At 56.6% G+C, this 25,743-nt stretch carries 21 protein-coding genes and 1 pseudogene; 15 read left to right on the forward strand and 7 right to left on the reverse strand.

What is annotated here, in order from left to right:
- Positions 1-182 precede the first annotated feature (182 nt).
- From ACTJKS_RS18590 to gabP, 4 genes and pseudogenes are all read left to right on the forward strand, one after another.
- Complete coding sequence (locus ACTJKS_RS18590) at positions 183-1,400, forward strand: MFS transporter (protein WP_041072489.1); 1,218 nt, start codon at positions 183-185, stop codon at positions 1,398-1,400.
- Positions 1,401-1,848: 448 nt separating this feature from the next.
- Positions 1,849-2,181: pseudogene (locus tag ACTJKS_RS18595) on the forward strand (IS3 family transposase); the annotation flags it as partial.
- A gap of 620 nt (positions 2,182-2,801) precedes the next feature.
- Positions 2,802-3,704, forward strand: coding sequence for a DMT family transporter (locus tag ACTJKS_RS18600; RefSeq protein ID WP_440815862.1), 903 nt, complete (start codon positions 2,802-2,804; stop codon positions 3,702-3,704).
- A 145-nt stretch (positions 3,705-3,849) separates the two neighbouring features.
- Positions 3,850-5,256 (forward strand): GABA permease, encoded by a 1,407-nt coding sequence (gene gabP, locus ACTJKS_RS18605; RefSeq protein WP_440828964.1) that lies wholly within the window; start codon positions 3,850-3,852, stop codon positions 5,254-5,256.
- A gap of 43 nt (positions 5,257-5,299) precedes the next feature.
- Here the strand turns inward: gabP and ACTJKS_RS18610 are convergent, their stop codons facing one another.
- From ACTJKS_RS18610 to ACTJKS_RS18635, 6 genes are all read right to left on the reverse strand, one after another.
- Positions 5,300-6,340, reverse strand: coding sequence for a GlxA family transcriptional regulator (locus tag ACTJKS_RS18610; RefSeq protein ID WP_397462299.1), 1,041 nt, complete (start codon positions 6,338-6,340; stop codon positions 5,300-5,302).
- A gap of 67 nt (positions 6,341-6,407) precedes the next feature.
- Positions 6,408-7,259 (reverse strand): ABC transporter permease, encoded by an 852-nt coding sequence (locus ACTJKS_RS18615; RefSeq protein ID WP_440815856.1) that lies wholly within the window; start codon positions 7,257-7,259, stop codon positions 6,408-6,410.
- Entirely contained in the window at positions 7,246-8,103 is an 858-nt protein-coding gene (locus tag ACTJKS_RS18620) for an ABC transporter permease (RefSeq protein ID WP_440815853.1), read from the reverse strand. Before ACTJKS_RS18620 ends, ACTJKS_RS18615 begins: the two co-directional genes overlap by 14 nt.
- Positions 8,100-9,212 (reverse strand): quaternary amine ABC transporter ATP-binding protein, encoded by a 1,113-nt coding sequence (locus ACTJKS_RS18625; RefSeq protein ID WP_440815851.1) that lies wholly within the window; start codon positions 9,210-9,212, stop codon positions 8,100-8,102. The genes ACTJKS_RS18620 and ACTJKS_RS18625 overlap by 4 nt, the downstream gene beginning before the upstream one ends.
- A 74-nt stretch (positions 9,213-9,286) precedes the next feature.
- Entirely contained in the window at positions 9,287-10,138 is an 852-nt protein-coding gene (locus ACTJKS_RS18630) for a glycine betaine ABC transporter substrate-binding protein (protein WP_172224969.1), read from the reverse strand.
- Positions 10,139-10,263: 125 nt separating this feature from the next.
- A complete protein-coding gene (locus ACTJKS_RS18635) occupies positions 10,264-10,956 on the reverse strand; it encodes a GntR family transcriptional regulator (protein WP_440815847.1) in 693 nt (230 codons plus the stop codon).
- A 339-nt stretch (positions 10,957-11,295) separates the two neighbouring features.
- On the opposite strand from ACTJKS_RS18635, the gene ACTJKS_RS18640 reads away from it, so the two are divergent.
- The 10 genes from ACTJKS_RS18640 (at position 11,296) to ACTJKS_RS18685 (ending at position 23,363) form a co-directional block, all read left to right on the forward strand.
- The gene (locus ACTJKS_RS18640) at positions 11,296-12,018 is read left to right on the forward strand and encodes a GntR family transcriptional regulator (RefSeq protein WP_054884850.1); all 723 of its coding nucleotides are present in this window, start codon (positions 11,296-11,298) and stop codon (positions 12,016-12,018) included.
- Positions 12,019-12,112: 94 nt separating this feature from the next.
- The gene (locus ACTJKS_RS18645; protein WP_440815844.1) at positions 12,113-13,432 is read left to right on the forward strand and encodes an NAD(P)/FAD-dependent oxidoreductase; all 1,320 of its coding nucleotides are present in this window, start codon (positions 12,113-12,115) and stop codon (positions 13,430-13,432) included.
- Positions 13,433-13,617: 185 nt separating this feature from the next.
- Positions 13,618-14,946 (forward strand): MFS transporter, encoded by a 1,329-nt coding sequence (locus ACTJKS_RS18650; protein ID WP_054884802.1) that lies wholly within the window; start codon positions 13,618-13,620, stop codon positions 14,944-14,946.
- Positions 14,947-15,017: 71 nt separating this feature from the next.
- On the forward strand, positions 15,018-15,911 hold the full coding sequence (locus ACTJKS_RS18655; RefSeq protein ID WP_440815842.1) for a dihydrodipicolinate synthase family protein: 894 nt from the start codon (positions 15,018-15,020) through the stop codon (positions 15,909-15,911).
- A 13-nt stretch (positions 15,912-15,924) separates the two neighbouring features.
- Positions 15,925-17,415 (forward strand): aldehyde dehydrogenase, encoded by a 1,491-nt coding sequence (locus tag ACTJKS_RS18660; protein WP_440815840.1) that lies wholly within the window; start codon positions 15,925-15,927, stop codon positions 17,413-17,415.
- Positions 17,416-17,540: 125 nt separating this feature from the next.
- Positions 17,541-19,379 carry an MOSC domain-containing protein gene (locus tag ACTJKS_RS18665; RefSeq protein WP_440815837.1) on the forward strand — a complete coding sequence of 613 codons (1,839 nt, stop codon included), beginning with the start codon at positions 17,541-17,543 and terminating at the stop codon, positions 19,377-19,379.
- Positions 19,380-19,689: 310 nt separating this feature from the next.
- Positions 19,690-20,436: a sulfite exporter TauE/SafE family protein gene (locus tag ACTJKS_RS18670; RefSeq protein WP_440815834.1), complete on the forward strand. Its 747-nt coding sequence runs from the start codon at positions 19,690-19,692 to the stop codon at positions 20,434-20,436.
- Positions 20,437-20,579: 143 nt separating this feature from the next.
- Positions 20,580-22,001, forward strand: coding sequence for a 3-isopropylmalate dehydratase large subunit (leuC, locus tag ACTJKS_RS18675; RefSeq protein WP_440815832.1), 1,422 nt, complete (start codon positions 20,580-20,582; stop codon positions 21,999-22,001).
- The gene (gene leuD / locus ACTJKS_RS18680) at positions 21,998-22,612 is read left to right on the forward strand and encodes a 3-isopropylmalate dehydratase small subunit (RefSeq protein ID WP_440828970.1); all 615 of its coding nucleotides are present in this window, start codon (positions 21,998-22,000) and stop codon (positions 22,610-22,612) included. Before leuC ends, leuD begins: the two co-directional genes overlap by 4 nt.
- 55 nt (positions 22,613-22,667) lie before the next feature.
- On the forward strand, positions 22,668-23,363 hold the full coding sequence (locus tag ACTJKS_RS18685; protein ID WP_045154616.1) for an RraA family protein: 696 nt from the start codon (positions 22,668-22,670) through the stop codon (positions 23,361-23,363).
- A 19-nt stretch (positions 23,364-23,382) separates the two neighbouring features.
- Here ACTJKS_RS18685 and ACTJKS_RS18690 read toward each other — a convergent pair whose 3' ends face one another.
- Positions 23,383-24,300 carry a LysR substrate-binding domain-containing protein gene (locus ACTJKS_RS18690; protein ID WP_045154730.1) on the reverse strand — a complete coding sequence of 306 codons (918 nt, stop codon included), beginning with the start codon at positions 24,298-24,300 and terminating at the stop codon, positions 23,383-23,385.
- Positions 24,301-24,422: 122 nt separating this feature from the next.
- Here ACTJKS_RS18690 and ACTJKS_RS18695 point away from each other — a divergent pair, with 122 nt between their 5' ends.
- Positions 24,423-25,742, forward strand: a complete 1,320-nt coding sequence (locus ACTJKS_RS18695) for a 2-hydroxycarboxylate transporter family protein (protein WP_440815827.1) — start codon at positions 24,423-24,425, stop codon at positions 25,740-25,742.
- Position 25,743 lies beyond the last annotated feature (1 nt).

Below are 25,743 nucleotides of genomic sequence, written 5' to 3' on the forward strand. Positions count from 1 at the left end.
TTGATCTTGATCTTGATCTTAAAAACAAAGATCAAAAGATCGCAGCCTTCGGCAGCTCCTACAGAGATTGGTTTGTTATTCGGTTGATTAGTTAGCTGGCTAAGGGGATGGCGTTGGTGCACCGAAAAATGGCACATTGACGCACCTGCCCGCGTGCACCCATCTGCTGTACGGAAACTTCCATGGCTATCAGCAACGCTCAGACCGCCGCTGCCTCGGCGTCCTCTCCTTCCCAAAGCAGCCCGTTGGTGATGCGTATCATCGGCGCGGTGGCGCTGGCGCATTTGATCAACGACCTGATTCAGTCAGTGCTGCCGTCGATCTATCCGATGCTCAAAGCCAACTATGGCTTGAGCTTCACTCAGGTCGGGCTGATCACGCTGACCTTCCAGTTGACCGCATCGCTGCTGCAGCCGTGGGTCGGTTATCACACTGACCGCCATCCAAAACCGTGGCTGTTGCCGGCGGGCTCGATCTGCACGCTGATCGGCATCGTGATGATGTCGGTGGTCGGCAGTTTTCCATTGATTCTGCTGGCGGCGGCATTGATCGGTATCGGTTCCTCGACCTTTCATCCCGAAGCCTCGCGAATTGCCCGGCTGGCCTCGGGTGGACGCTTTGGTCTGGCGCAATCGACCTTTCAGGTCGGCGGTAACGCAGGCTCTGCATTCGGCCCGTTGCTGGCGGCGGCGATCATCATTCCGTTCGGTCAGGGCAACGTGGCGTGGTTCGGTCTGTTCGCGGTGTTTGCGCTGTTCGTGCTGTACCGCATCAGTCGCTGGTACGCCCATCACTTGAACCTGTTCAAGCTCAAGGCCGGGCAGGCGGCGACTCACGGGCTGTCGAAGGGCAGGGTGATCAGTGCGCTGGTGGTGCTCGGCTTGCTGGTGTTTTCCAAGTATTTCTACATGGCCAGCCTCACCAGCTATTTCACCTTCTACCTGATCGAGAAGTTTGACCTGTCGGTGGCCAGTTCGCAGTTGCACCTGTTCCTGTTTCTCGGTGCGGTGGCGGCGGGGACGTTCTTTGGCGGGCCGATTGGCGACAAGATCGGGCGTAAAGCGGTGATCTGGTTTTCGATCCTCGGCGTGGCACCGTTCACCTTGCTGATGCCGCACGTCGATCTGTTCTGGACCTCTGTCCTCAGTGTGGTGATCGGCTTCATCCTCGCCTCGGCGTTCTCGGCGATTGTGGTTTACGCGCAGGAACTGGTGCCGGGTAATGTCGGGATGATTGCCGGGGTGTTCTTCGGCTTGATGTTCGGTTTTGGCGGGATCGGTGCGGCGTTGCTCGGGCATCTGGCGGATGTGCACGGGATTGAGTACGTGTATTTCCTGTGCTCGTTTTTGCCGTTGTTTGGCGTGCTGGCGATCTTCTTGCCACGCACTAAAAAGGCCTGACCCCACATCGCTCCCACAGGGGAAATATGTTCAGCAGTAAATTTCAGGCACAAAAAAGCCGCGTATCAAACGCGGCTTTTTCTTGGACGTAACGCTTACACGTTGTGGCTATACCGACTAATTGTCAGTCATGGACATTGATTTAACTGATTGTTTTGTATGGACTTGTCGCGGAAAACTAATGTCCATAGAAAATCTGAATTTCGCTTTAGCCGGTTCAGAGAACGGTGAAAAGTACTGACTGCTTCACCGTCTCCTACACATGGGCCTCGCGAAACCTGTTGGGTGGTAGGCAGGTGGAGAGCACGCTACGCGGACAGTCGAAGGTCAATCAGTTTCCGCTTTACGACTTCCGTCCGGCCCACACTCTCAAAAACAGCCTGCTGTCCAAAATACGGGGCCTGCTCGACTTGGAGCCAGGATGGGATGGCTCGGGGTTAGTAGACCACTCCAGAAGCACTCGACGGATTACCCGGTGCGGCGCCTTTGCCAAACCCTAAAGGTGGATCCCAGCGGCTACTACGCCTGGTTGGCCGAGCTTCAGTCTGCCCGAGCAAAAGAAGGTCATCGTCTGCTTGGCTTGATCGAACATGCTTGGCTCGAAAGCGGAGGCGTGTACGGCTACCGCAAAATTCATGATGACCTACGTGAGCTGCGAGAGACATGCGGGCGAAATCGACTCGGTCGTTTGATGCAGGCATAGGGGTTGCGTTCGTAAACAGGCTATCGCCGTCGACCTGGTTTTTATGGCGGAAAACCAACCGCGGCCTCGCCCAACCACCCTGACCTACCCGGCACAAGAAGCTCATTGGGACCACACTGTTGGTTAAGGGGCTGGAGTTTGATCATGCGGTCATCCTGGACGCAGACTCCCTTGACGCTAAGGACCTGTACGTTGCAATGACACGAGGTACCAAATCCCTCAGATAATTGGGTCTGGGAGGCATGTGCCAGTGCGATTATCCAGTCCATAAACACCGGGTTGTCTTCGATGATGGAGTGAAAACGTCCCGAGGCGGACAGTATCGGGGCCCTGGAGCAGACAGAAAACTCTGAAGCAGCGTGAACCTAGGTGTTCATGAACGCTCCAGGCAGGACCATGCGCCGCTTAGGCAATGTCAACTTAGGACATGCTCCACGTCCGGTTTAGACAAGATCTTGTCCTCCCCAAACGGTCGATCAAGTTTTTTACCTTCAATAATTCACATAACGGCTTGCCTCGCGCCATAGGCCAGCCGTTGCAGTTTTCGAGTAAGCAGCCTCGTCTTACAACTCCAATGCTGCGGCGCCCTTGCACCGGCAATCCGGTAGCACTCCTAAAAAAATAGAACTTACTACGTTTCTAACGCCGCGCCGCGCCGCGCGGAACGCGTTCGCGCGCTTATTGAAGACTTGACTGCCATGATCGCTACTTCTGCTTCCAGCACCGGTGTATCCACCGGTCATCGCAATGTTTTGCTCGCCGCACACGTCGCTGCGGTGCTGTTTGGGCTTACCGGTATCCTCGGGGCGTTGATTCTCGCCGATGCCAGCGTCATTACTTTCGGCCGAGCGACATTTGCCTTCATTGCCCTTGGGTTTGTTGCTGGCCTCAAGGGCACTCGTCTGTTGGATGCCCTGAGCTGGCGCAATCTACCGGTCATTGGCCTCACTGGCACTTTATTGGCCGCCCACTGGGTTACGTTCTTCATTGCTGTGAAAGTGGGGGGCGTAGCAGTCGCTACGCTCGGCTTCGCCAGCTTCCCCGCGTTCATCGCTCTCGTGGACTTGCTGCTGTTTCGCGAGCGTATCGCTAGAACCGAAGGCCTGCTGCTGCTGATGGTGACAGCTGGGCTGGTGTTGGTGGTTCCTTCATTCGACCTGCTCGACAAGGGTACTGTCGGTTTGGTCTGGGGGTTGGCTTCGGGCTTGTCATTCGCACTGCTGGCGGTGGCTAACCGTCGCCACACAGGGGGTATGAACGCCCTGCAGATCGCGTTTTGGCAGAACGTGGTAGTGGCAGCGCTGATGATCCCCTTTGCGTTTAGCCACCTCGCCACTGCCAGCCTGCGGGCTGATGACTGGGTAAACCTGGCGCTGCTGGGCGTTTTCTGTACCGGGCTTTCGCAATTTCTTTTCGTAAAGAGCCTGGATGGCCTGCAGGCGCGCACGGCTGGGATGATCATCGCCCTGGAGCCTGTGTATGCCATCGCTTGTGCTTGGTGGATATTTGGCGAACAGCCTTCACTGCGCATGGGTGCTGGGGCGGCGCTAGTGGTGCTGGCCACTGTGTTGAGCGCCCGCTGCAAACCATCATCTCACTGACGCTGTGTAGCCCGGGATATGTCCGGCTCACTCCATTTGGTGTCCGAACCAGTCAATTGAGTCCTGTTTTCGCTCTCTATGGTTAAGCGGTGACGTGCCCTGGCACTGCACCCTACCCATAACAAGAGCAAAAGCAGGGAACATAATGACTATGACGACGTCTGGGAAAGCCAGCGATCAGTTGGCGCAGGGATTCAAGCCTCGACATGTGACTATGTTGTCGATTGCCGGAGTGATCGGCGCGGGTTTATTCGTAGGTTCCGGACAAGCGATCGCTGCGGCAGGTCCGGCAGCGATCATTGCCTATGCGCTTGCTGGCGCTCTCGTAGTGCTGGTAATGCGCATGCTAGGCGAGATGGCGGTGGCGAGTCCTGACACCGGTTCCTTTTCCACTTATGCAGATCGTGCAATCGGGCGCTGGGCCGGTTTCACCATTGGCTGGCTGTATTGGTGGTTCTGGGTGCTGGTGATTCCGATCGAGGCGATTGCTGCCGGCGTCGTGCTCAACAACTGGTTTCCCGGGGTTCAACCCTGGTGCTTCGCGTTGTCGATGACAGTGCTGCTCACCGCCACAAACCTGTTCAGCGTAGCCAAGTACGGTGAGTTCGAATTCTGGTTCGCAATGCTCAAGGTGATCGCGATCGTTGCCTTCATCGCACTTGGCGGATTCGCTCTGGCAGGGGCACTGCCGGCACGCGAGGTCAGCGGTCTGGCGAGTCTGATGAGCGCCCATGGTGGTTTCATGCCCAATGGCTGGACGGCCATCATTGGTGCCCTGCTCACCACCATGTTCAGCTACCTCGGCACCGAAGCGGTCACTATCGCCGCTTCCGAATCTGCCGACCCCGCCCGAAATATCGCCAAGGCCACACGCTCGGTGATCTGGCGGATAAGCGTGTTCTACCTGCTTTCTATCTTCATCATTATATCGGTGGTGCCATGGAATGATCCGCTGCTGCCACTTCATGGTTCCTATCAACGGGCTTTGGAGATCATGAACATTCCCTATGCCAAGCTGATGGTGGACATTGTGGTGCTAGTGGCGGTGGCCAGCTGTCTGAACTCATCCATCTACATCGCTTCGCGCATGTTGTTCTCTCTTGCCAAGCGCGGAGATGCACCGGTTTCCATAGGCCGTACTTCGCGAGCCGGTGTACCTCGGACTGCCGTGATAGGCAGCACACTGATTGGAATGGTGACCACCATCATCAACTACTTTGCTCCTTCCGAGGTGTTTGCATTTCTGTTGGCCAGCTCGGGGTCGATTGCTCTGCTGGTATATCTCGCCATCGCTTTTTCCCAGCTACGCATGCGAGCCGTGCTAGAAAAGCAGCACCAAGCTATTGCCTTCAAGATGTGGCTCTACCCATGGCTGACCTATGGGGTGATTAGCTTCATCATTTTCGCCTTGGGCGTGATGTTCGTGATGCCCCAACATCGATTGGAGGTATCGCTAACCATCGGCTTGGCCCTGGTGATCTTGGTAATAGGTGTGATCAACAGCCGGCGCCATGGGCAGGTGATGCCGCTGTCGACGACAGAAGCTGCGTGACATGGAAAGCCCGTTTGCAGAACGTCTGCGCGCGGGCTCTGCGTCAACTGGGTTCGCGCTGCATGCTTTTCACGCAGGCAAAGCGTTTTTCTTTAGAAGGACTGTATCCGAAGAACGACGCATAGCACTTGCTGAAGTGGCTTGCAGAGACGAACCCGCATGCCACGGCCACGCCCAATAGAGGCAGGTCGGAATACTGCAGCAGCCGTCGGCTTTCGGTGATGCGTAGCTCCAGATAGTAGCGCACAGGAGTAGTCCCCAGCTGATGCTGGAACAAGCGTCCGATCTGGCGCTTCGAGCGACCTACGTATTCGGCTATCTGATCCTGGCTCAGGGGCTCTTCGATGTTCGCGGCCATCAGGCTGATCGCTTCACGTAGCGGCTCACTGATGTTGGTGTGGGGGGTCGGGACAGTGCGCCGGTAGCGGGACGCCTCGAAAGCCAGGATGGCGGTAACGCCATCGGTCAACGCCGTGCCTCTTCTTTGCCCCAACCACTCAAGCACCATGTTAAACGCGCCTGCAGGACTCGCCGCGCTCAAGCGGTCACGGTCGACGACGAAGCTGTCTGTGCTTACGTGACTGTGATGGGCGATTTCTGCTACGGCCCCACGGTGCTCCGGATGAACAGCGCAGCGGTAGCCGTCAAGCAACCCCGACTGCCCTAGGAACCAGGTGCCGTTCCACAGTCCGGCCAATGCAACTCCCTTTCTTGCCAGGCCCTGCAGACATGCGCTCAAGTCAGCGGAAGCTACAAGCGCGGTACGCAGGCCACCGCAAACCATCAGCAAATCCAAGGGTAGCTTGAGGCTTTTCTCCAATGCTGCTGCTGGAGAGATATCGATACCCAGGTCACTGATTACTGACTGGCCGTCCAAGCTGAAGGTGGTACTCACACAGGTTTCTGGCTGAATCAGATTGGCAGTAACCAGAGTGTCCAGGGCCTGAGTAAACGCCAACAGCGAGAAGTGCTCGAGCAACAGAAAGCCCACGCGCGTTTGTTGATGGCTGGGCTGTTCGATCGAGTGGGTGAAACGTGAATTGTGCCCATTCAGGGCATTACTGAAGCTACGAGTTGGACGCAACGGTGTTTCTCTTTGATCATGCAAAAAGTTGTGGCGGGCCAGAACGGCCCGCCGTGTTTTCCCGGCCTTACTGAAGTTGTGGCCCAGCCCGACGGCTGAGCAGGCCTCGTGAGAGCCGGTCGAGTAATAGAGCCACGGCGACGATAGCCAAGCCCGCACGTAGGCCTAGCCCCATTTCCATGCGCGTCAGGCCGCGGGTAACTTCGGCGCCCAGGCCGCCTGCACCGACCAACCCGGCCAGAACGACCATGGCCAGCGACATGAGGATGCACTGATTGAGGCCAACCAGCAGGGTAGGCATGGCACTGGGAAACTCGATCTTGAACAAGATGGTGCGGGGTTTTGCACCGGTGGCCTGGCCAAGCTCCAGCAAGTCTTTGGGTACCTGGCGGAAGCCGAGCGTGGTCAGACGCAGCATTGGCGGAATGCCATAAACGATTGTCGCCATGATCGCTGGCACCTTGCCCAGGCTGAAGATGATCACAGCCGGGATCAAGTACACCCATGGCGGCACGGTCTGCATCACGTTCAGCAGCGGGCTCAAGGCGTTGTCGAAGCGTTTTACCCGAGCTGCAAGGATGCCCAGCGGGAAGGCCACGGCAACGGCAATCAGTACAGCCACTGACACCAAGGCGATGGTCTGCATGGAAGCGGTCCAGAAACCACTGAGCCAGCAAAAGCCCAGCAGCACACCTGCAAGCCCAGCGGTGCGTAGGTTGATGAACAGCCCTGTCAAAATGCATACGCCGGCAATCATTGCGTAAGCCGGTGGCAATAACAGCAGCGCCTCGACCGCGCCTAGCATGGTCTCGACGAAGCGGCTTATGACCGCGAACAGCCCATGCATGTTGGTGTTCAGCCAGTCGAACAGGGGCGCCAGGTAGGCGCCGGGAGAGATGTTCATTTCAGTGAGCGCCATGACGCGCCTCCTCGGCGGTGCGGATGCCGCTCTGGGCCAGCCGATCGAGGATCAGGGTGAGGATCACGATGGCGATGGCGGCGTTGATCGAGCGGGCGATGTCCAGCGTCCGGATGGCGCTGTAGATTACTTCTCCAAGCCCTCCAGAGCCGACGATCCCTGCGATGACCACCATGCCGAAGGCCATCATCAGGCTTTGGTTGATACCTGTCATGATGCTAGGCATGGCGAACGGCAAGCGGATCTTGGCGAATTGTTGCCAACCGGTAGTACCGCTTGCGTTCCCCAACTCCAGAAACGCCTTTGGTGTCATGCGGATGCCTAGCGCGGTGAGACGTAGCACTGGCGGCACGGCCACGATGACCGTAGCCACGAGTGCTGTACCAGTGCCGTAGCCCAGCAGTGCGATGGCAGGAAGCAGATAGATGTAGGGCGGTAATGTCTGGATCAGGTCCATGGCCGGGTCACAGACGCGATTCACTGCAGGTGAAAGGCCGGCCGCTACCCCACAGGGAATACCGATTATCAACGCCAGGCTGGTGGCGGTAAGCACCAACGCCAGGGTGATCATGGTTTGCGGCCACAAGCCCATCAGCGCGCACATTAGTAGTGCCAAGAAGGTGCCAAGCGAAAAGCGCCACCCGGCCAGGCGCCATGCCAGAAGTGCGAACACCAATGCCACGGCATAGAAAGGTGGTACCTCCAATACCGTGTAGACAGCCTGGTACAGGGCTTTGAGCAGGTCGTTGAACAGGTCGAACAGGCCAGCGGCATTGTCGGATAGCCACATCAAGGCATTGTCGACGCGCTCATCGAAGGCAGAGGCAAAGTCTTCGGGGTTCATGCGAGACCCCCCACGGACGTGCGCGCCTGCATAGGGGCCTCGTCATCTCTTACACCTTGAACGGCGCGCAGCAAGTCACGCTGGCTTATCACTCCCAGCAACATTCCATTCTCACGCACGCCGACTGCATCGTGACCCGAGCGAATCAACAGGTTGATCAGGGAATCCAGGTCGCTCTCCGGGGCGGCACATTGCAATTGCTCCGGATTTTCGTGCGGGTAGCGGGCACTGTATTCCGCCAGCGGTTGCATTATGGAATGAGCTTTGACCAAGTGCAGGCGTGAAATCCCTGCAACGAATTCGGCTACATAGTCATCGGCCGGATTGAGCACGATATCCTCGGCGGTGCCTTCCTGGATGATCACCCCATCTTTCATGATGGCGATACGGTCGCCGATGCGAATGGCCTCCTCGAGGTCGTGGGTGATGAACACAGCGGATTTGCCCAGGGACTTGGTGAGTTCCCTGAACTCGTCCTGCAGCTGCCGACGGATTAGCGGGTCCAGGGCGCTGAACGGCTCGTCCATGAGTATCACCTCAGGGTCGGAAGCGATTGCCCGGGCAAGACCGACACGCTGTTGCATGCCGCCGGACAATTCGGCGGGGTAGCGGTTGGCCCAATCGCTCAGCCCAACCTTGGCCAAAGCGCGTCCGGCCACCTCATGGCGTTTGCCCTTGGACAGGCCTTGCACTTCCAGGCCGAAGGCCGCGTTTTCTAACACTGTGCGATGTGGCAGCAAGGCAACGCTCTGAAAAACCATGCCGATATGTTTGGCACGGACCTCGCGCAGCGCTGCGGCGTCCAGTTGTGCTATGTCGCGACCCTTAACCAGAATTTCGCCACTTGTGGGGACAATGAGGCGGTTGAGCAGGCGGATCAGCGTGGACTTGCCACTGCCAGAAAGGCCCATGATGCAGAAGATCTCTCCTCGACGTACTTGCAGGTCGACATTGGAGACGCCCACCACGCAGCCGTAATCCTGAAGAATCTGAGTTTTTGTTAGGCCTCGCTCGCGGTAGGCCTGCATAGCGGCAGGCGCGCGGTCGCCGAAGATCTTCCAGACACCGCGGCAATCCACCAGTGTTTCAACAACGTCAGTGGTATTCATGTGTGCACCCGAACCAGAGTTTTCTGGTGTGTTCTTGTTTCAAGTTCGGCAGTGGCAAAAGTAAAACGCTGCTGTCAGTATTTTTTGATGTTTTCCCAGCGCTTGAGCAGATCGGCATGACTGTCGGTCCAATCCTTCACGGCTTGGTCCATGGTCTTGCCATCGTTCACTGCGCTGTTGATCGCACTGATGTCCGCCAGCGGTACATAAACGCTAGCGATTACTTCACGGGCCTGGGGGTTCTCCGCTGAGAAGCCTTTCTGCCCAATCCAGTAGTAGCCTTGCGCTGGAGCGAATACGCCTTTCGGATCCTTGAGGAATTTGGTGTCGTATTTGAGGGCCATCCAAGTCGGCTCCCAGAGGGTCACGGCTACCCATTCCTTGCGATCGACCGCCGATTTGAGCGCGGCGGTCATGGCCGCTGTGCTACCTTCGAGCAGGTTGAGTTTCAGGTCATAAGCTTTAACTGCCTTGGCTGCGTCGCTCATCAAGCCCGAGCCGGGTTCAATACCGACGATCTTGTTGCCGAACTTGTCGGCGTTTTCGTTGAGCTGCTCAATCGAGTCGATTGGCACGTATTTGGGCACAGCGATCGCCTGGTACAGCCCGTGGGAAACTGGCGAAATCTTTTCTAGGCGGCTCTTATTACGGTTCCAGAAATCCTGGGCCACGTAGTCGATCTGCGAGGCGAGGATCTGCACGTCACCCTTGCTCAGGGCCGCATAAGCGATGCCCCACTCCGAGAACGAAGTCACCTTGACGGTGTAGCCGGCGTCCTCCAGTACTTTCTTGGTGATACCGGTGATGGGCGTGAGGTCTTCCCAGGATAAGGTGCCCATGTTGATGACCTTTTCTTCGGCATGGGCCTGGCACAGCCCTAAACCGATCATCGCGATTGCGCACAGTGCCTTGCGGATACGATTCATGTTGAACTCCTGCATGTGGTGGCTGGGCGTTGTGCCCTGTTTTTGTTGAATTTCACCTGCGTGCATCCATGGTCGGCCAACGTCCGTCCATGGCGGTAATGCAATACTTGTCTTACGGGCGCTTGTCAGCCGCTGTTGACATCGCGTGCAACGTCTTCAACCAGGCTTTGCGGGGCGATAAACAGCTGCATGTTGCAGCGCGACAGCTCCCAGTGTTCAAACACCAAATCGACGACCGCGCCTTCGTCATGCCGGCTGAAAGCTTCAATGAAACTGTCGTGATGCTCGACGGCCAAGCACAGGTGGCGCTCCATGTCGCTATTGCGTGGGCGGAAGAAGGTGTGGCCGATACGTGCGTGGTCGATTAACAGGCGACCAAGACTGGGTTCGAGATAAGGGTTGCCAGACATCTCGCCCATGATCTCGTGGAAGCGGTTGTTCTCAACGACCATCGCCCGAGGGTCGCGAATTTGGCTCGCCGTGCGAAAGCGCTCCTGGGTGGCATGCAGGTCGCGCAGTTGAGCGGGCTTGTAGTTTTGAACAGCAAGTCGGCCGATAGCGGCATAAACCATGGGCGCCACCAGGAAAAAGTTACGCAAGGTGTTGTGGTTCATCGGTGCCACTCGGGCGCCACGATGTTCCTGTATGTCCAGATAGCCTTCACCCGCCAGGCGGCGAAACACCTCTCGGACAGGGGTACGCGATAGCCCGTATCGTTCGCTTAGCCCCAACTCGTCCAGCAATTGGTCGGGGCTGAGCTCCATGGTCAGAATCTGGCCTTTCAGATCCTCGTACAGCTCATTTTTGCCGCCTCTCATGGAACCCCCCACCGTTCACCAAAACTCGGAGCGATCACTGTTTGATTCAGACTGGCATGGGTTCCGAGCCCCGTCAATGCGATTGTATTCTTTGTGTATACCAAGATAATTTCGAAAGAATACCGCGAACCCAGTGGCCATGAGCCTTTGCGGCGGCTGCGCTGGGCGCCGCTATGGTCGTGGGTTGGCATGATATTGTCGCGGACAGAAATGTGAGCTTCGAGCCATCGTGATCACGCTTTACCGATGGTCGAAAAACCAGTAGACACATTGTCTAACGAACCCTATATTCATTATACAAATTGTAGACACAACAATATGAAAACCAAGAAAGCCGCCATGAAAGCAACCGCTGAGGCTCATCCACTGATCGGTGAAGTGCCGCTGGACCGCAAGGGCGTCCTTGCTGATGCCTTGCGCCGGCGCATCCTGAGCATGGAGCTGGCACCTGGCGCGGTGGTCGATGAGCTGGCCTTGAGTGAAGAGTTCGGCCTGTCACGCCCGCCGGTTCGCGAATTGCTGAGACAAATCGCAGCAGAGGGCTACATCGAACTGGAAGCCAATCGCGCGCCTCGCGTGGCTGCGATGAACCACGATTCTCTGCATAGCTTTTTCCTGGCAGCGCCATTGATCTACATAGCGACTACCCAGCTGGCGGCTACCCATGCAACTGCGCGTGAGATCGAGGGGCTCAAGGCCATTCAGGCGATGTTCCGCCAGGCCATCGAAGAGCGCGATGTGGAAAACCGAGTGCTCTACAACGATGCCTTCCATCTGGAGATCGGCCGGATGGCGCATAACGACTACTTGTTGCCAAGCCTGCGGCGCCTTCTTATCGACCACACAAGGCTTGGCAAGATCTTCTATCGACACCCGACCACAGATGACATGCAGCGCGACCTAGAGCTCGCCTGCCAGCAGCACGATCAAATGATCGAGGCCATCGAGCGTCGAGATCCTGAAACTGCCGGACAGCTTGTGCGCGAGCACTTCGAGTTGTCGCGTCGCCGCATGGCCGAATACGCGGCGCCCCAAGGGATGGAAGTGGCACTGGCCTTATGAAGTAATGCTCACCGCGCGCCAACACCCGGCAGGATGCCGGGTTTGGCGAGGCGTGATGAGGAACAGACGCTAACAACAATATCTGGTTCCTGAAATGACAAAGATCACCTCGTTGCCCGCCGACGACACCACGTGCGGTTGGTACCACCTGAGCAAAGGACGGCAGATCAAAGCTCCGCACCGCGGGCACACCGCCGCACGTTGGGTTGTGGTCGGCGCTGGCTTTACCGGATTAGCCGCTGCACGCCAGCTGGCATTGAATTTTCCGGATGACCAGGTCGTGCTGCTCGAAGCTCAGGAAGTGGGGTTCGGTTCGTCGGGGCGCAATGCTGGTTTTGCCATCGACCTGCCTCATGACATCGGCGCCGACGACTACATCGGTGACATTGCCATCGCCAGAACCACGCTGAAGCTCAATCTCAGCGGACAGTCATTCCTCAAGGAACTGGTAGAACGCTATCAGATCGATTGCCAGATGAAGCATTGTGGCAAGTACCAAGCGGCCGTAGAGCCACGCGGCATTGCCGTACTGGATGCCTACCGGCGCGGCTTGGACAAACTCGATCAGCCGTACGAGATGATTGACGCCGCTCAGCTTCCAGAGCATATCGGCACTCATTTCTACCGCAAGGCCCTGTTCACTCCGGGCACTTCCCTTATTCAGCCCTCGGCGTTGGTAAAAGGGTTGGCAGATAATCTGCCGCCGAATGTCACGCTGTATGAGCAGACGCCGATCACTGAAATTGACTACGGCGCAAAAACCGTGCTCAAGCATGCCAATGGCTCAATCACGGCTGACAAGCTGGTGCTCACTACCAACGCTTTCGGCATGAGTTTCGGCTTCCTGAAAGGCCGCATGCTGCCGGTGTTCACTTATGCCAGCCTGACCCGTCCGATGAACGAAGAGGAGCAGGCGAGGCTAGGCGGCAAGCCATACTGGGGCGTCATTCCCGCTGATCCATTCGGCACCACGGTGCGTCGCACGCCAGACAACCGTTTGTTGATCCGTAACAGTTTCAGTTTCAACCCCGACGGCCGTGCCAATCGCAAATACCTCGAACGCTTCGTGGTTCGTCATCGTGACGCCTTCGAACGGCGCTTCCCGATGCTGCCAGACATGCCCTTCGAATATACCTGGGGCGGTGCACTGGCGATGTCGCGAAATCACATGGGGTATTTTGGGGAGTTGGCGCCTAACGTTTATGGTGCTCTTTGCTGCAATGGTTTGGGTGTTACTCGCGGCACCGCTACCGGCAAACTTTTGGCTGACTGGCTGGCCGGTGAGAAGAATGAACTGATCGACTTTGTTCGCCAGGCACCAGGACCGTGCGCTAACCCACCGGCGCCCTTGGTATCGCTGGGTTTGAACCTGAATCTGAAATGGGGACAGTACCGCGCCGGAAAAGAAAGCTGAGTTAATGTAAGACGCTATAACTTATTGATATTAGCCGGGCACTAATTGGCCTGGCCTGCGGTTTCTATTGCGTGCTGTTTAGGGTCGAAGTGCACTTCGACGAGACGGAGCTGAATAAGGTTTTCAGCTTCGCGGACCCGTTCGTCCTTAAACAGGCTGCACTTTGGTCGTGGCAGGAGAAAACAATGACAAATTCCAATGTATCAATCGAAGATGTACCTATTAATCGTTTTCATCAGTTTCTGACGGTACGCTCTGGCGGCGGATCGTTTGTTGACGGCTATGTGCTGAGCATCGTTGGCGTGGCCATGGCACAGATGTCCGCAGGGCTTGGCCTGTCCAGCTTTTGGCAGGGCATGATTGCGGCCTCGGCGCTGATCGGCATTTTCTTCGGTGGCTTCTTCGGCGGGTGGTTGACCGATCGCTTTGGTCGCAAACGCGTTTTCTTCGTCGGGCCGACCCTGTTCGTTCTGTCCTCAGTCGCGCAGTTCTGGGTCGAGTCGGCGCTGGCACTGTTCCTGTTGCGCTTTGCCATCGGCATCGCTGTCGGCATTGAGTATCCAGTGGCCACTTCGCTGTTGGTTGAGTTCCTGCCCAAGAAGAATCGGGGGCCTCGCCTGGCCACCCTCACCGTACTGTGGTTCGCAGGCGCAGCTGTGGCCTACATGGTCGGGGAAGCGATTCTTCACCACGGTGGCGATGATGCCTGGCGCATGGTCCTGGCCAGTGCAGCAGTAGTCGGTAGCGTTTTGTTCATGTTGCGCCTTGGTACGCCTGAGTCGCCACGCTGGCTTATCAGCAAGGGCCGCAGCGCCGAGGCCGAGCAGATCATCAAGCGTGTATATGGCAGTGATTTCTCTCTGCGCAACCTGCCAGAAGAGCCTAAAACGCGAAAACTGTCGTTCCTCAGCCTGCTGCACTCCGGCTATGGCAAACGCATGTTGTTCGTCACCATGTTCTGGACCTGCTCGGTTATTCCGGTGTTTGCCGTCTATGCCTTCGCCCCGAAGGTTCTGGGCGCGCTCAATCTCAAAGGTGAGTGGGCGTCGATTGGCTCTGTCGCCATCACCTGTCTATTCGTAGTCGGCTGCATCATTGCTACACGCCTGATCAACGGGCTTGGCCGGCGTACCACGCTGCTGCACAGCTTCCTGTGGTCGGGACTGGCGTTGCTGGGCCTGGGCGCATTCAGTAGCGGTTCGGAAATGCTGATTCTGGCCTTGTTCGGCGCCTATGCACTGTTTATCGGCGGTGCCCAGGTGCTGCAGCTTGTTTACCCCAACGAACTCTTCCCTACCGAAATTCGCGCTGGTGCGGTGGGTGTGGGCACCTCTATGTCGCGGGTCGGCGCCGCGGTCGGAACCTGGTTGGTCCCGATTGCCCTCGATACCTACGGAATCGGCGCGACCATGTACGCCGCCGCCGCAGTGACTTTCGTCGGCCTGGCGTTCTCCTTCGCGCTGGCACCCGAAACCCGATCCATGAATCTGCAACAGGCCGCCTCGCTCGCCTGACCTGAAACACAGCCGTCGCGGCGCGTTGCGTCGCGGCTTTCACTACCAAATGTATCCTTGGAGAATCTACCGTGAAATTTGAAGGCATCTACACCCCGGCAATCACTCCACTGGCAGCGGACGGCTCGATCGACAAAGCGGCCTTCGCCGAAGTGCTCGAGTACTTGGTCGAATCGAAGATTCACGGCGTGATCATCGGCGGCTCGACCGGTGAATACTATGCCCACACCACTCAAGAACGCATCGAACTGGCTGCCCAGGCCAAGGACGTGCTCCATGGTCGTTTGCCGCTGATCGTTGGTACCGGTGGCATTCGCACCGAAGACGCCGTGGCTTTCGCCCAGCACGCCAAGGAAATCAAGGCCGATGCGCTGTTGGTCGGTACCCCGCCGTACGCGTTGCCGACCCAGCAGGAAATTGCCCTGCACGTCAAAGCCGTCGATGCCGCCGCTGGCCTGCCGATCATGCTCTACAACTACCCGGGCCGCATGAGCGTAAGCATGGGTGAAGAGTTTTTCGACGCCGTGGCCGATGTGAAGAACATCGTCGCCATCAAGGAAAGCTCCGGTGACATGGCCCAATTGCATCGCCTGGCCATCAAGCGCCCGAACATCCAGCTTTCGTGCGGCTGGGACGACCAGGCCCTGGAGTTCTTCGCCTGGGGCGCCCAGAGCTGGGTCTGCGCCGGCTCCAACTTCATCCCGCGCGAGCACGTGGCCCTGTACGAGGCCTGCGTGATCGAGAAGAACTTCGACAAGGGCCGCAAGATCATGGCCGCCATGATGCCGCTGATGGACTTCCTCGAAGGTGGCAAGTTCGTCCAGTCGATCAAATACGGCGTCGCCCTCAACGGTCTGAGCACCGGAGGCGTGCGCAAGCCGCTGTACGACCTGGACGCAGCCGAGAAGCAAGAGCTGCAGCGCGTGGTCACCGAGCTGAAAGCCACCATCGCCCGGATCAAATAAGGAGGCTGGAAAAATGGCTGAATTGCTGAGCAAGGATCAATACGCGGCCATCGCCGCCGACCTGCAACTGCGCACCCAGGCGTTCATCGACGGTGAATTCCGCGACGCCATCTCTGGCCGCACCTTCGTCACCACCAACCCGGCCACCGGCAAGCAGTTGGCCGAGGTCGCCGCCTGCGACGTCAGCGACGTCAACGTCGCTGTTGCAGCAGCCAAGCGTGTGTTCGAGGAAGGCACCTGGTCGAAAATGCAGCCGAACGACCGCAAGCATGTGCTGCAGAAGTTCGCCCAGTTGCTGGAAGACAACGCCCACGAGCTGGCGGTGCTGGAAGCGCTGGACAGCGGCAAGCCGGTCAGCGAGTGCCAGACCGTCGACGTGCCGGAAACCATCCACACCATCCGCTGGCACGCCGAGCTGATCGACAAGATCTACGATGCCACCGCGCCGACCGGCAATGCCGCCGTGACCATGGTGGTGCGTGAAGCCATCGGCGTGGTCGGCCTGGTACTGCCGTGGAACTTCCCGCTGCTGATGCTGGCCTGGAAGATCGCCCCGTCGCTGGCCGCCGGTTGCTCGATCGTGGTCAAGCCAGCCAAGGAAACCACCCTCAGCGCCCTGCGCGTGGCCGAACTGGCCCACGAGGCGGGCATTCCGGCTGGCGTGTTCAACCTGGTGCCTGGCGGTGGCCGTGAAGTGGGTGAGGCCATTGGCCGCCACATGGACATCCCGATGGTCAGCTTCACCGGTTCCACCGACACCGGTCGCCTGTTCCTGAAATACGCCGCCGAGTCCAACCTCAAGCGCATCGTCCTGGAGCTGGGTGGCAAGAACCCGGCCGTGGTCATGAACGACTGCGAAGACCTGGACGAAGTGGCCCAGTTCGTCACCGCGGGTGCGTTCTGGAACATGGGTGAGAACTGCTCCGCCTCCTCGCGCCTGATCGTCCACAAGGACGTGAAGGACGAACTGCTGAGCCTGATCGCCAAGCACCTGAAAGACTGGAAGCTGGGCGACCCGCTCGACCCGGACAACCGCCTGGGCGCCATGGTCAGCAAGTCGCACTTCGAGAAGGTGAAGTCGTACCTGGAATACGCGGCCGAGCAGAAACTCAGCATCGTTCAGGGCGGCGAAACCGAGGAAGGTGTGTTCGTGCAACCGACCATCGTCGACAACGTTGGCCGCGACAACAAACTGTTCGTCGAGGAAATCTTTGGCCCGGTGCTGAGCGTGACCAGCTTCGAGACCATCGACGAGGCGATCGAATTGGCCAACGACACCGTTTACGGCCTGGCCGCCTCGGCCTACACCGGCAGCCTGCGCAACGCGCTGCGCCTTTCGCGGGAAATCCGTGCGGGCGTGGTCACGGTCAACTGCTTCGGCGAAGGGGATGTGACTACGCCGTTCGGTGGTTACAAGGAGTCTGGCTTCGGTGGGCGGGACAAGTCCATCTGGGCCCATGATCAGTACACGGAGCTGAAGACCATCTGGATCAACGCTTCGTGACTGGCGGGACGCGGGTGATGCAATTGCCTGTGTCCTGATCCCGCGCTGTTCTGACGGAGTTCGGTGCGGACCCGGCCACTGCCCCTCCGGGCAGTGGCTTTTTTGCATCAGTGACGAGCGACTGGGTGATCGGCATTGCATGCATCGAAAAGTTCAGCCCCGTCAGGTCACGCTGGGCTTCGAGTGATTCCTATGAATTTGTGAAGAGGGCATGTCAGATGGCTCACGTCGTTTCGCTGTTCCGCTATCCAATAAAGGGCTTCGAAGGTGAAAGGCTGGACAGTGTCTCGCTGGAATACGGAAAAGGTTTTCCAGGCGACCGTGCGGTAGCCATTACCCGTAGTGGGACGACGGCCGGGGCCGCCCCGTATCAGCAACTCACGACCAATCCAGCGCTTGTTCATTTTCTGCCTGGCCAAAGCCTGGGCGCAGCGACGCTCCATGTTAAGCAGCCAGTGCCTCGTGGAGATTTGCTGACAGATCCAGAACTACTGGCCGAATTTTTTGGTGCGCAATCACGCATTGTTCATCGAAACGATTTTCTCGGCCATTGGGATTTTGACGACTCGGCATTGTCCATCATCAATGTGAGGACAGTGCAGGCGCTGTCTACGCTCATGGGCGTAACGATCGACCCCATGCGTTTTCGAGGCAACATCTATATCGATGCAGAACCATTTTCCGAAATCGGATGGCTTGGCAAAGGTGTGGATTTTGGTCAGTCCCGTCTCTCGATCATCCGGCCAATCAAGCGCTGCCGAGCGACGTCGGTAAACCCGCAGACGGGCGAATTGGACATGAACATTCCCGCCCAACTGAACCGACATTTCGGTCACATGTATTGCGGCGTCTACGCACAGGTCGAGCAAGCAGGATCGCTGCAACCTGGCGACAGAATTTCAAGCACGCAGGCGCATTACGGCGAAAGGCTGGCAATTGCAGCCAAGGTTCCAAGAGCACCTGCGTTGACTACCTGGCCGCGTCCTGCAGAAGTCGTTGAGATTGTTGAGGAAGCTCCGGGTATTCGCTCGGTATGGCTACGAGATCCTGTAGCCATGCTCGGCTCGCTAGACAGCTTTGTGGCTGGGCAGCATGTCGCAGTTCACCATCTGACAACAGATGGCACGTGGCGCCGCTATACCGTGTCAGGCGTCGAGGATGATCGGGTACGCATCACGGTGAAGCAGGGGAGTGGTGCCGGCTCCCAAGCTATTCATGCTTTGAAAACAGGGCGGTGGCTGCATCTCACTGGTCCTTCAGGGCCAGTTACGTTTAGTCTGGACGCTCCAGCCAATCTCTTCATTACCGCAGGAATAGGCATAACCCCGACGATCACCAAGCTCACAGCACTTGTGCAAGCACGTTACCCGCATCCTGTACGGGTCGTGCACACCGTGAAATCCAGCGACGACTTAGCGCTGTGGGTTGAGGTCACCAAGCTGGTAGGGCAGCTAAGCCAAGGTGCTATCGCCCTGCATGTGACCGAGGGGAACAGTGAAATTGAAGGCGCGATCAACTACAGGCCGAATATATCCGCGTTAGTCACCGACGCTGCCGAGCGTGGCGCTGCCATCCATGTTTGCGGGCCTGAAGGCTTTCAGCGCCAGATAAAGGACAGCGTGGTTCAAGCTAACGCTGTGGATCGGCTGCATATGGACAGCTTCGCCACCCCTGACAGTCCAGTGGAAATGCGCAAAATCCCCGAATGTGGGCCATTCCAGGTCACGTTCAGCAGATCAGGTGTCACTGCCTCATGGCAACCCACAGATGGAACCCTCCTTAGCTTCGCAGAAGCCAAGGGGCTGGTATTACCTGCCCATTGTCGGGCTGGCATATGCCAAACCTGTGAGTGCGCCGTATTGGACGGGAAAATCCTTCCGCTGATTGACGTCGGTAGCGCTAAATCCGGGTATGCGCTCTTGTGCACGTCCGTACCGGAGACTGATATCAGCATTGATTGTTGATACAGGGGTGAAGGATATGTCCGCCGTGCATTCAAAGGGGATCTCCTAACCACAGGGCTAGCACGCGAGGACACGATGACTGGTCATAACAGCCCGAACGATTTGTACCAAACGCCCAATCAAGCCTCATCGCTGTACTTCAGGGGTGGTAGGTTTTGTCATAAGCTGAATTTCGCTAGTCGACCTAACCAGCCGCAATCCCGGTTCCATCATTCACGAAATGTAGACTGATAATTTACCATCCGCTGTTGAGCAGACAACTCGTTGGGGGTACTTTTAACTAGCTGCTCTCTAGCATATAGGTAATCACGTGTTCTCCCTGCTGATAGATTTTATATTTGGTGTTGCTATGGGAGCCTTGGGAGGTTTTTTTGGGATTGGTGGCGGGCTCATTGCTATCCCAATAATGACAATTTTTTTTGATCAAACTCAGACGCTTGCCCAAGGCACTGCTCTGGTCATGATGGCGCCAAATCTGATTCTCGCTTTTTGGCGATACCAACAGCGCACGCTCGTAAATTACTCGCTGGTTTTGCCGCTCGCTGGTGCGGGTTTAGTGAGTGCTGGACTAGGGGCTAAGTTAGCGACCACTACGAATCCCGAACTCATTCAGTTCGGCTTTTCCATTCTGATGATTTTCCTAGCATGCCTGAATTTGGTCCGGGCCCGCCTGGTTGCAGTACCGAAAGCCCTTACGCACTCCACCTCACCTCGCCTGGGAGTATTAGGCGGAGCCTGTGGTGCTCTTGGGGGATTTTTTGGAGTCGGTGCCTCGGTAGTTGCCGTACCCGTCTTGACCAGCGTATTTGGGTTCACCCAGGTTGCCGCGCAAGGAATGGCTCTTTCTCTTGCTCTGCCAAGCACGATGATTACCCTTGTCACATACGGGCACGGAGGCCATGTGGATTGGCCGATGGGATTAGCTATGGCGTTGGGCGGCGTCTTGAGTGTCAGCTGGGGCGTGAAATGGGCGTATCTTGCGCCAGAGAGAGTACTGTGCGGTCTGTTCTCTCTATTTTTGCTGGGTTGTTCTGCGCTCCTCATCTTTCGTCATTAGCGCTCAATTCACGAAGTGTGAATGCATACTCCACTGAGCGCTAGTTGATGCATGATCTCGTATCGATATCCTGTTGTTGACACTGTTTTGCAGTGGCCGTGATGCCTTCGGGCCTGAACAATAACAAAGGGTACGAACTTGCGATGAACAGCCCAAGATCGCTTTATCAGAAGCATATCGACTCTCATACCGTTTGTGAGCTGGACGATCAGGGCCATGTGCTCCTTTACATTGATCGCCAAGTCGCCAATGAATACACCAGCCCTCAGGCTTTCAGCGGTCTGCGTGAAGCCGGTCGCAAGGTCTGGAGACCGTCAGCAACCCTGTGTGTCGTAGACCACGTAAACCCGACAGCGCCAGAACGTATTTCGGAAATGCCGGACGCTGGAGGTGCTCTTCAGGTCAATTACTTTGAGCAGAACTGCCGCGATTTCGGCATCGAACTTTTCGACGTATTGGACAAGCGCCAAGGCATTGAGCACGTTGTCGCTCCCGAACAAGGCTTCATCCTGCCTGGCATGGTTGTCGCTGCCGGTGATAGTCATACCACCACCTACGGTGCGCTTGGTGCGTTCGGGTTTGGCATTGGCACGTCAGAGATCGAGCATCTCCTGGCTACTCAAACCCTCGTGTACAAGCGCCTCAAAACGATGCGTGTGACAGTCGAGGGGACCCCAGGACCCGGGTTGGTATCCAAAGACATCATCATGGAACTCATCCGCCAGATCGGCGCTGCCGGCGCCACCGGATATGCCATTGAGTTCACCGGGCCGGCTATCACCGCTTTGAGTGTTGAAGCACGGATGACGATCTGCAATATGGCAGTTGAGGCCGGTGCGCGGGGCGCCTTCATGGCTCCTGATGAAAAAGTTTTCGCCTACCTCGAGAACAAGCCACGTGCCCCCAAAGGTGCCCAGTGGACCGCTGCAGTCGAAAAGTGGAAAACACTTTATACAGATTCAGAGGCCACATTTGATAAAGAGGTCCGGATGCATGTCGGGGATCTTCAACCGATGGTCACTTGGGGAACCAGCCCCGATCAAGCTGGCGCAATCACCGGCCTCGTCCCGGACCCAATGCAAGAGCCTGACCTCATCCTCCGTCAGGACTTACAGCGCGCACTGCGCTACATGGATTTGCAACCAGGCACTGCTCTCGAAGGCATTCAAATCAGTCACGCCTTCATCGGCTCTTGCACCAACGCTCGAATTGAGGATTTGCGCGATGCTGCACGGGTCGTTAAAGGGCGTAAGGTCGCGGATGGTGTGCGTGCGATGATCGTCCCTGGCTCCACCTTGGTACGCGACCAGGCCGAAACTGAAGGGTTGGCACAGATCTTTCGTGATGCTGGTTTCGAATGGCGTCAGTCCGGCTGTTCCATGTGCTTGGCAATGAACGATGACGTGCTGAGTCCGGGTGATCGGTGTGCTTCCAGTACGAACCGTAACTTTGAAGGCCGTCAAGGTGCTGGGGCCCGCACTCACCTGATGTCTCCTGCAATGGTTGCCGCAGCCGCAGTTACTGGCCACCTGGTTGATGTACGTTCTTTGGCGTTGGAGGCCTGAGCATGGAACCTTTCAAATATGTCGAGGGCTACGCGGCACCACTGCTCGCGGCCAACGTCGATACTGACGTAATCATGCCTAAGCAATTCCTGAAGGGAATCGACCGTAGCGGTTTGGACCGGGGGGTGTTCTTCGATCTGCGCTTTCTCCCTGATGGCGCTCCGAACCCTGACTTTGTTCTTAACCAAGATCCGTGGAACAAGGCCGCGTTCTTGGTGGTCGGGCCAAACTTTGGATGTGGCTCAAGCCGTGAACATGCCGTTTGGGGTTTGAAGCAGCTCGGTGTCCGTGCCCTGATCGGTACTACTTTTGCTGGCATTTTTTATGATAACTGCCAGCGTAATGGGGTACTGACCATTCAGCTCTCGCCAGCCGAACTCAAAGAAATTGGCCAGGTTGTGAGTCAAAGCGGGAGCGCTTGCATCGCGATTGACCTTGAGGCCCAACATATTCTGTTGATGGACGGTCGAGCCATCCCCTTCAATATCGATTCATTGCGCAAAGAAGCGCTGATGTTGGGTCTCGATGCTATCGGTACGACTCTGCAACGTCAGGATCAGATTCGAGAGTTCGAATCACGGCACCTTGAGAGCAACCCTTGGCTGGCGTGATAGGACGCCAGTCTGATGAGCGGGAGCTTTAGTTTCCCGCTTAGGAGCTACTGCAATGTTGAATGTGACAAGTCATGGTGACTGGCCCGCAGGCTACTTGATCAACCCATGTGCGCCATCGCTGGTGAAGGATTGGCACGAAGTCTTTCAAGGGATGCCGTCAGCGATTGTTAGCGATTGCCTTGGTCGCAACACTGGTGGCCTCGGTTTAAAGCCCTATCATGGACTGCGCCATCTCTGCGGCACCGCGTTAACGGTGCGTGTTCGTCCTGGTGATAACTTATTCGTGCTTAAGGCCATACAGATGGCACGCCCTGGCGATGTGTTGGTTATCGATGGTAGCGCGGACCTGAGCAGAGCTGTCATCGGCGGCATCATGCGCGCAATGGCCATCAAGGCGGGTATTGCAGGTGTCGTCATCAATGGCGCCATCCGGGACCGAGAAGAGTGGCTGGACGGAGAGCTGCCGGTTTATGCTCTCGGTTATGTCCATCGAGGACCGAGTACTGATGGAGGCGGCGAAATTAATGTTCCAATCGCTTGCGCCGGTATGTTGGTAAACCCTGGTGATCTCATTGTGGGTGACGCAGACGGTGTTGTTGCAGTAAGGACCGACGAACTAGCCAAGGTACACGCCCGTTGCACGGAACTTCTGGACAGAGAGGCTGCCATTCTGAAAGCAGTGGCATCTGGTGAACTCGACCCGTCCAGGTTTGACGACATACTGCGTGGCAAGGGTTGCCCTATTTAACCATGACCGCAAGCATGGTTCATTCAGCCCTGAGCCGAATAAACCATGCCTGTAGAAATTCAACACACGCTCTTAGCTTCCCAGATTCAGCTAACCTGGTGGGGTAAACAGCCCAAACATTTGCGCTTTGACTGTAATCGTGAAGCACTTGCACCAATCGACCTTGTTCAAGTAGTGGCTTCACATCCCACATCGAGCGCAGTAACAGACCACGATGTTTCAGAGCCCACTGCAAGACAATTTCCCCATTATTGGATGACAACTGGCCGTTCACACGAACGGTTACATCCTTTTGGCCATCTCGCAGTTGCCACACACCGAAGTTATTATTTCGCTCTTTCAGAACCAAGCAGTCATGGCGGGCCAAGTCCTCAATTGTCTTAGGCACGCCTCGCTCTTCCAGGTATTCAGGCGTGGCGCAGATGACCCGTCGATTTGCGACCAACTGCCGACTTATGTGCTGACCTGGAATGTCGTCTCCAACACGTATCTCGAGATCGAAACCTTCTGCAACAATATCGACGACACGATCAAAAACATCCATACGGACTTCGAGGTCTGGGTACTCAACGGCCAAATCGGCAATCGCCGGAGCCACGTAATTACGTCCAAAACCGAAACTGCTGCAAATATGAAGGAGTCCGCTAGGAGCTTTGCGCACCTGGCTGAGGTCGCTCATGAAATCATCAATGTCATTGAGGATTCTGGTGGCCCATTGCTCCGCCCGCAAGCCACTCTCTGTTAGAGCAATACGCCGGGTTGACCTATGAATGAGTTTCGTTCCTAGCGTTTCCTCTAAGATCTTGATTCGCTTACTTACATAGGCTGGAGACTGCTGAAGCTCAGCCGCGGCCCCCCCAAAGCTAGCTTTGCGGATGACCGTAAGGAAGACTCGGAGGTCCTCCGGGAGGGGAGTTTCTTCATGAATCGTGTTCATAGCCTTCATAAAACTCGTATTTTTCTACTGTTCGGCAAAGGATACCATGTGCCCAGCCTCGGAAAACCGTGAACCGGGCGGATTTTAATTCTCCTCACACAAAAATAATTGAGGACCTGCGCATGACCACCGTTACCCTTGCCTCTGACAAAAGAAGCAGACTCAGCGCGCTCTTGCAATACGAGATTGGCGTCATACCTTTTCCGTATTTTCTCGGGATTACGCTGATTGTCTTCATGTCAGCCCATTTTGGACTGTTACCGAAAACAATGATCGGCGGGTTAGCCGTGATCATGACTCTTGGCATGCTCCTCGGACAGATCGGCCAGCGTCTCCCAATCCTGAGAGATATTGGCGGCGGTGCAATTCTCTGCCTTTTGCTCCCATCCATCCTTGTGTTTCACGGCTTCTTCGGCAGCAACTCCATCGATGCCACGAAGATGCTGATGAAAGATGCGAATTTTCTCTACTTTGTAATTGCGAGCCTAGTAGTTGGCAGCATCTTGGGCATGAACCGCACTGTCCTTGTTCAAGGGATGATTCGCATGTTCGTACCACTGGTTGCAGGTACTGCTGCTGCGATCCTAGCGGGTATCGTAGTGGGTGTTTGTTTCGGGTACAGCGTCCATCACACACTCTTTTACATCATCGTACCCATTATCGGCGGTGGTATCGGTGAAGGTATTTTGCCTCTCTCGCTCGCCTATGCTCATATTCTGGGTGGGACCCCTGAACAATTCGTAGCGCAACTTGTCCCCGCCGCCGTTGTAGGTAATATAGTTGCGATCATCTGCGCAGGCGTGCTTGCACGACTGGCTGTTCGCAAGCCTCATCTGAATGGTGACGGCATGCTGATTCGCGCCAAGGAAGAGAACGATAAATTCAAGGTGGAAGAGGAAGAGGACAAAGAAATCGACTTCCGCTACATGGGGGCCGGTGTTCTCCTGATCTGCTCGTTCTTTGTGCTGGGCGGACTGCTGGAGAAACTGGTGCACATCCCCGGTCCGGTCATGATGATCGTAGTTGCTGTACTGTTCAAATACCTGCGCATACTGCCTGATCGCTTGGAAAAAGGCAGCAAGCGCTTCTACAAACTGGTCTCGACTGTGTTCATCTGGCCAACCATGATTGGCCTTGGAATGCTCTATGTGCCATTGGAGAGCGTGGCAAGTGTGTTCTCGTTTGGCTATGTGATGGTCTGCGTCTCGGTCGTCGTCTCGATGGCGCTGGCTGGTTTCCTGGTGGGTAATATGTTGAAAATGTATCCCATCGAATCAGCCATCGTCACGAGCTGCCACAGTGGATTGGGCGGTACAGGTGATGTTGCAATTCTTTCTGCCTGCAACCGTATGTCTCTGATGCCGTTCGCCCAAATCTCGACCCGTATCGGTGGAGCTGCAACAGTCATCGGCGCCACGATCCTGCTGGGGCTCTGGCACTGAC

Source organism: Pseudomonas sp. 22189 (assembly GCF_052045635.1).
Classification (GTDB): Bacteria; Pseudomonadota; Gammaproteobacteria; order Pseudomonadales; family Pseudomonadaceae; genus Aquipseudomonas; species Aquipseudomonas parakoreensis.

Excerpts from the sequence above, each read along its gene's own strand:
- ACTJKS_RS18590 (WP_041072489.1), top strand. The coding sequence starts at position 183 with ATGGCTATCAGCAACGCTCAGACCGCCGCTGCCTCGGCGTCCTCTCCT.
- ACTJKS_RS18600 (WP_440815862.1), top strand. The coding sequence starts at position 2,802 with ATGATCGCTACTTCTGCTTCCAGCACCGGTGTATCCACCGGTCATCGC.
- gabP (WP_440828964.1), top strand. The coding sequence starts at position 3,850 with ATGACTATGACGACGTCTGGGAAAGCCAGCGATCAGTTGGCGCAGGGA.
- ACTJKS_RS18615 (WP_440815856.1), bottom strand. The coding sequence starts at position 7,259 with ATGGCGCTCACTGAAATGAACATCTCTCCCGGCGCCTACCTGGCGCCC.
- ACTJKS_RS18620 (WP_440815853.1), bottom strand. The coding sequence starts at position 8,103 with ATGAACCCCGAAGACTTTGCCTCTGCCTTCGATGAGCGCGTCGACAAT.
- ACTJKS_RS18625 (WP_440815851.1), bottom strand. The coding sequence starts at position 9,212 with ATGAATACCACTGACGTTGTTGAAACACTGGTGGATTGCCGCGGTGTC.
- ACTJKS_RS18630 (WP_172224969.1), bottom strand. The coding sequence starts at position 10,138 with ATGAATCGTATCCGCAAGGCACTGTGCGCAATCGCGATGATCGGTTTA.
- ACTJKS_RS18635 (WP_440815847.1), bottom strand. The coding sequence starts at position 10,956 with ATGAGAGGCGGCAAAAATGAGCTGTACGAGGATCTGAAAGGCCAGATT.
- ACTJKS_RS18640 (WP_054884850.1), top strand. The coding sequence starts at position 11,296 with ATGAAAGCAACCGCTGAGGCTCATCCACTGATCGGTGAAGTGCCGCTG.
- ACTJKS_RS18645 (WP_440815844.1), top strand. The coding sequence starts at position 12,113 with ATGACAAAGATCACCTCGTTGCCCGCCGACGACACCACGTGCGGTTGG.
- ACTJKS_RS18650 (WP_054884802.1), top strand. The coding sequence starts at position 13,618 with ATGACAAATTCCAATGTATCAATCGAAGATGTACCTATTAATCGTTTT.
- ACTJKS_RS18660 (WP_440815840.1), top strand. The coding sequence starts at position 15,925 with ATGGCTGAATTGCTGAGCAAGGATCAATACGCGGCCATCGCCGCCGAC.
- leuC (WP_440815832.1), top strand. The coding sequence starts at position 20,580 with ATGAACAGCCCAAGATCGCTTTATCAGAAGCATATCGACTCTCATACC.
- ACTJKS_RS18685 (WP_045154616.1), top strand. The coding sequence starts at position 22,668 with ATGTTGAATGTGACAAGTCATGGTGACTGGCCCGCAGGCTACTTGATC.
- ACTJKS_RS18690 (WP_045154730.1), bottom strand. The coding sequence starts at position 24,300 with ATGAACACGATTCATGAAGAAACTCCCCTCCCGGAGGACCTCCGAGTC.
- ACTJKS_RS18695 (WP_440815827.1), top strand. The coding sequence starts at position 24,423 with ATGACCACCGTTACCCTTGCCTCTGACAAAAGAAGCAGACTCAGCGCG.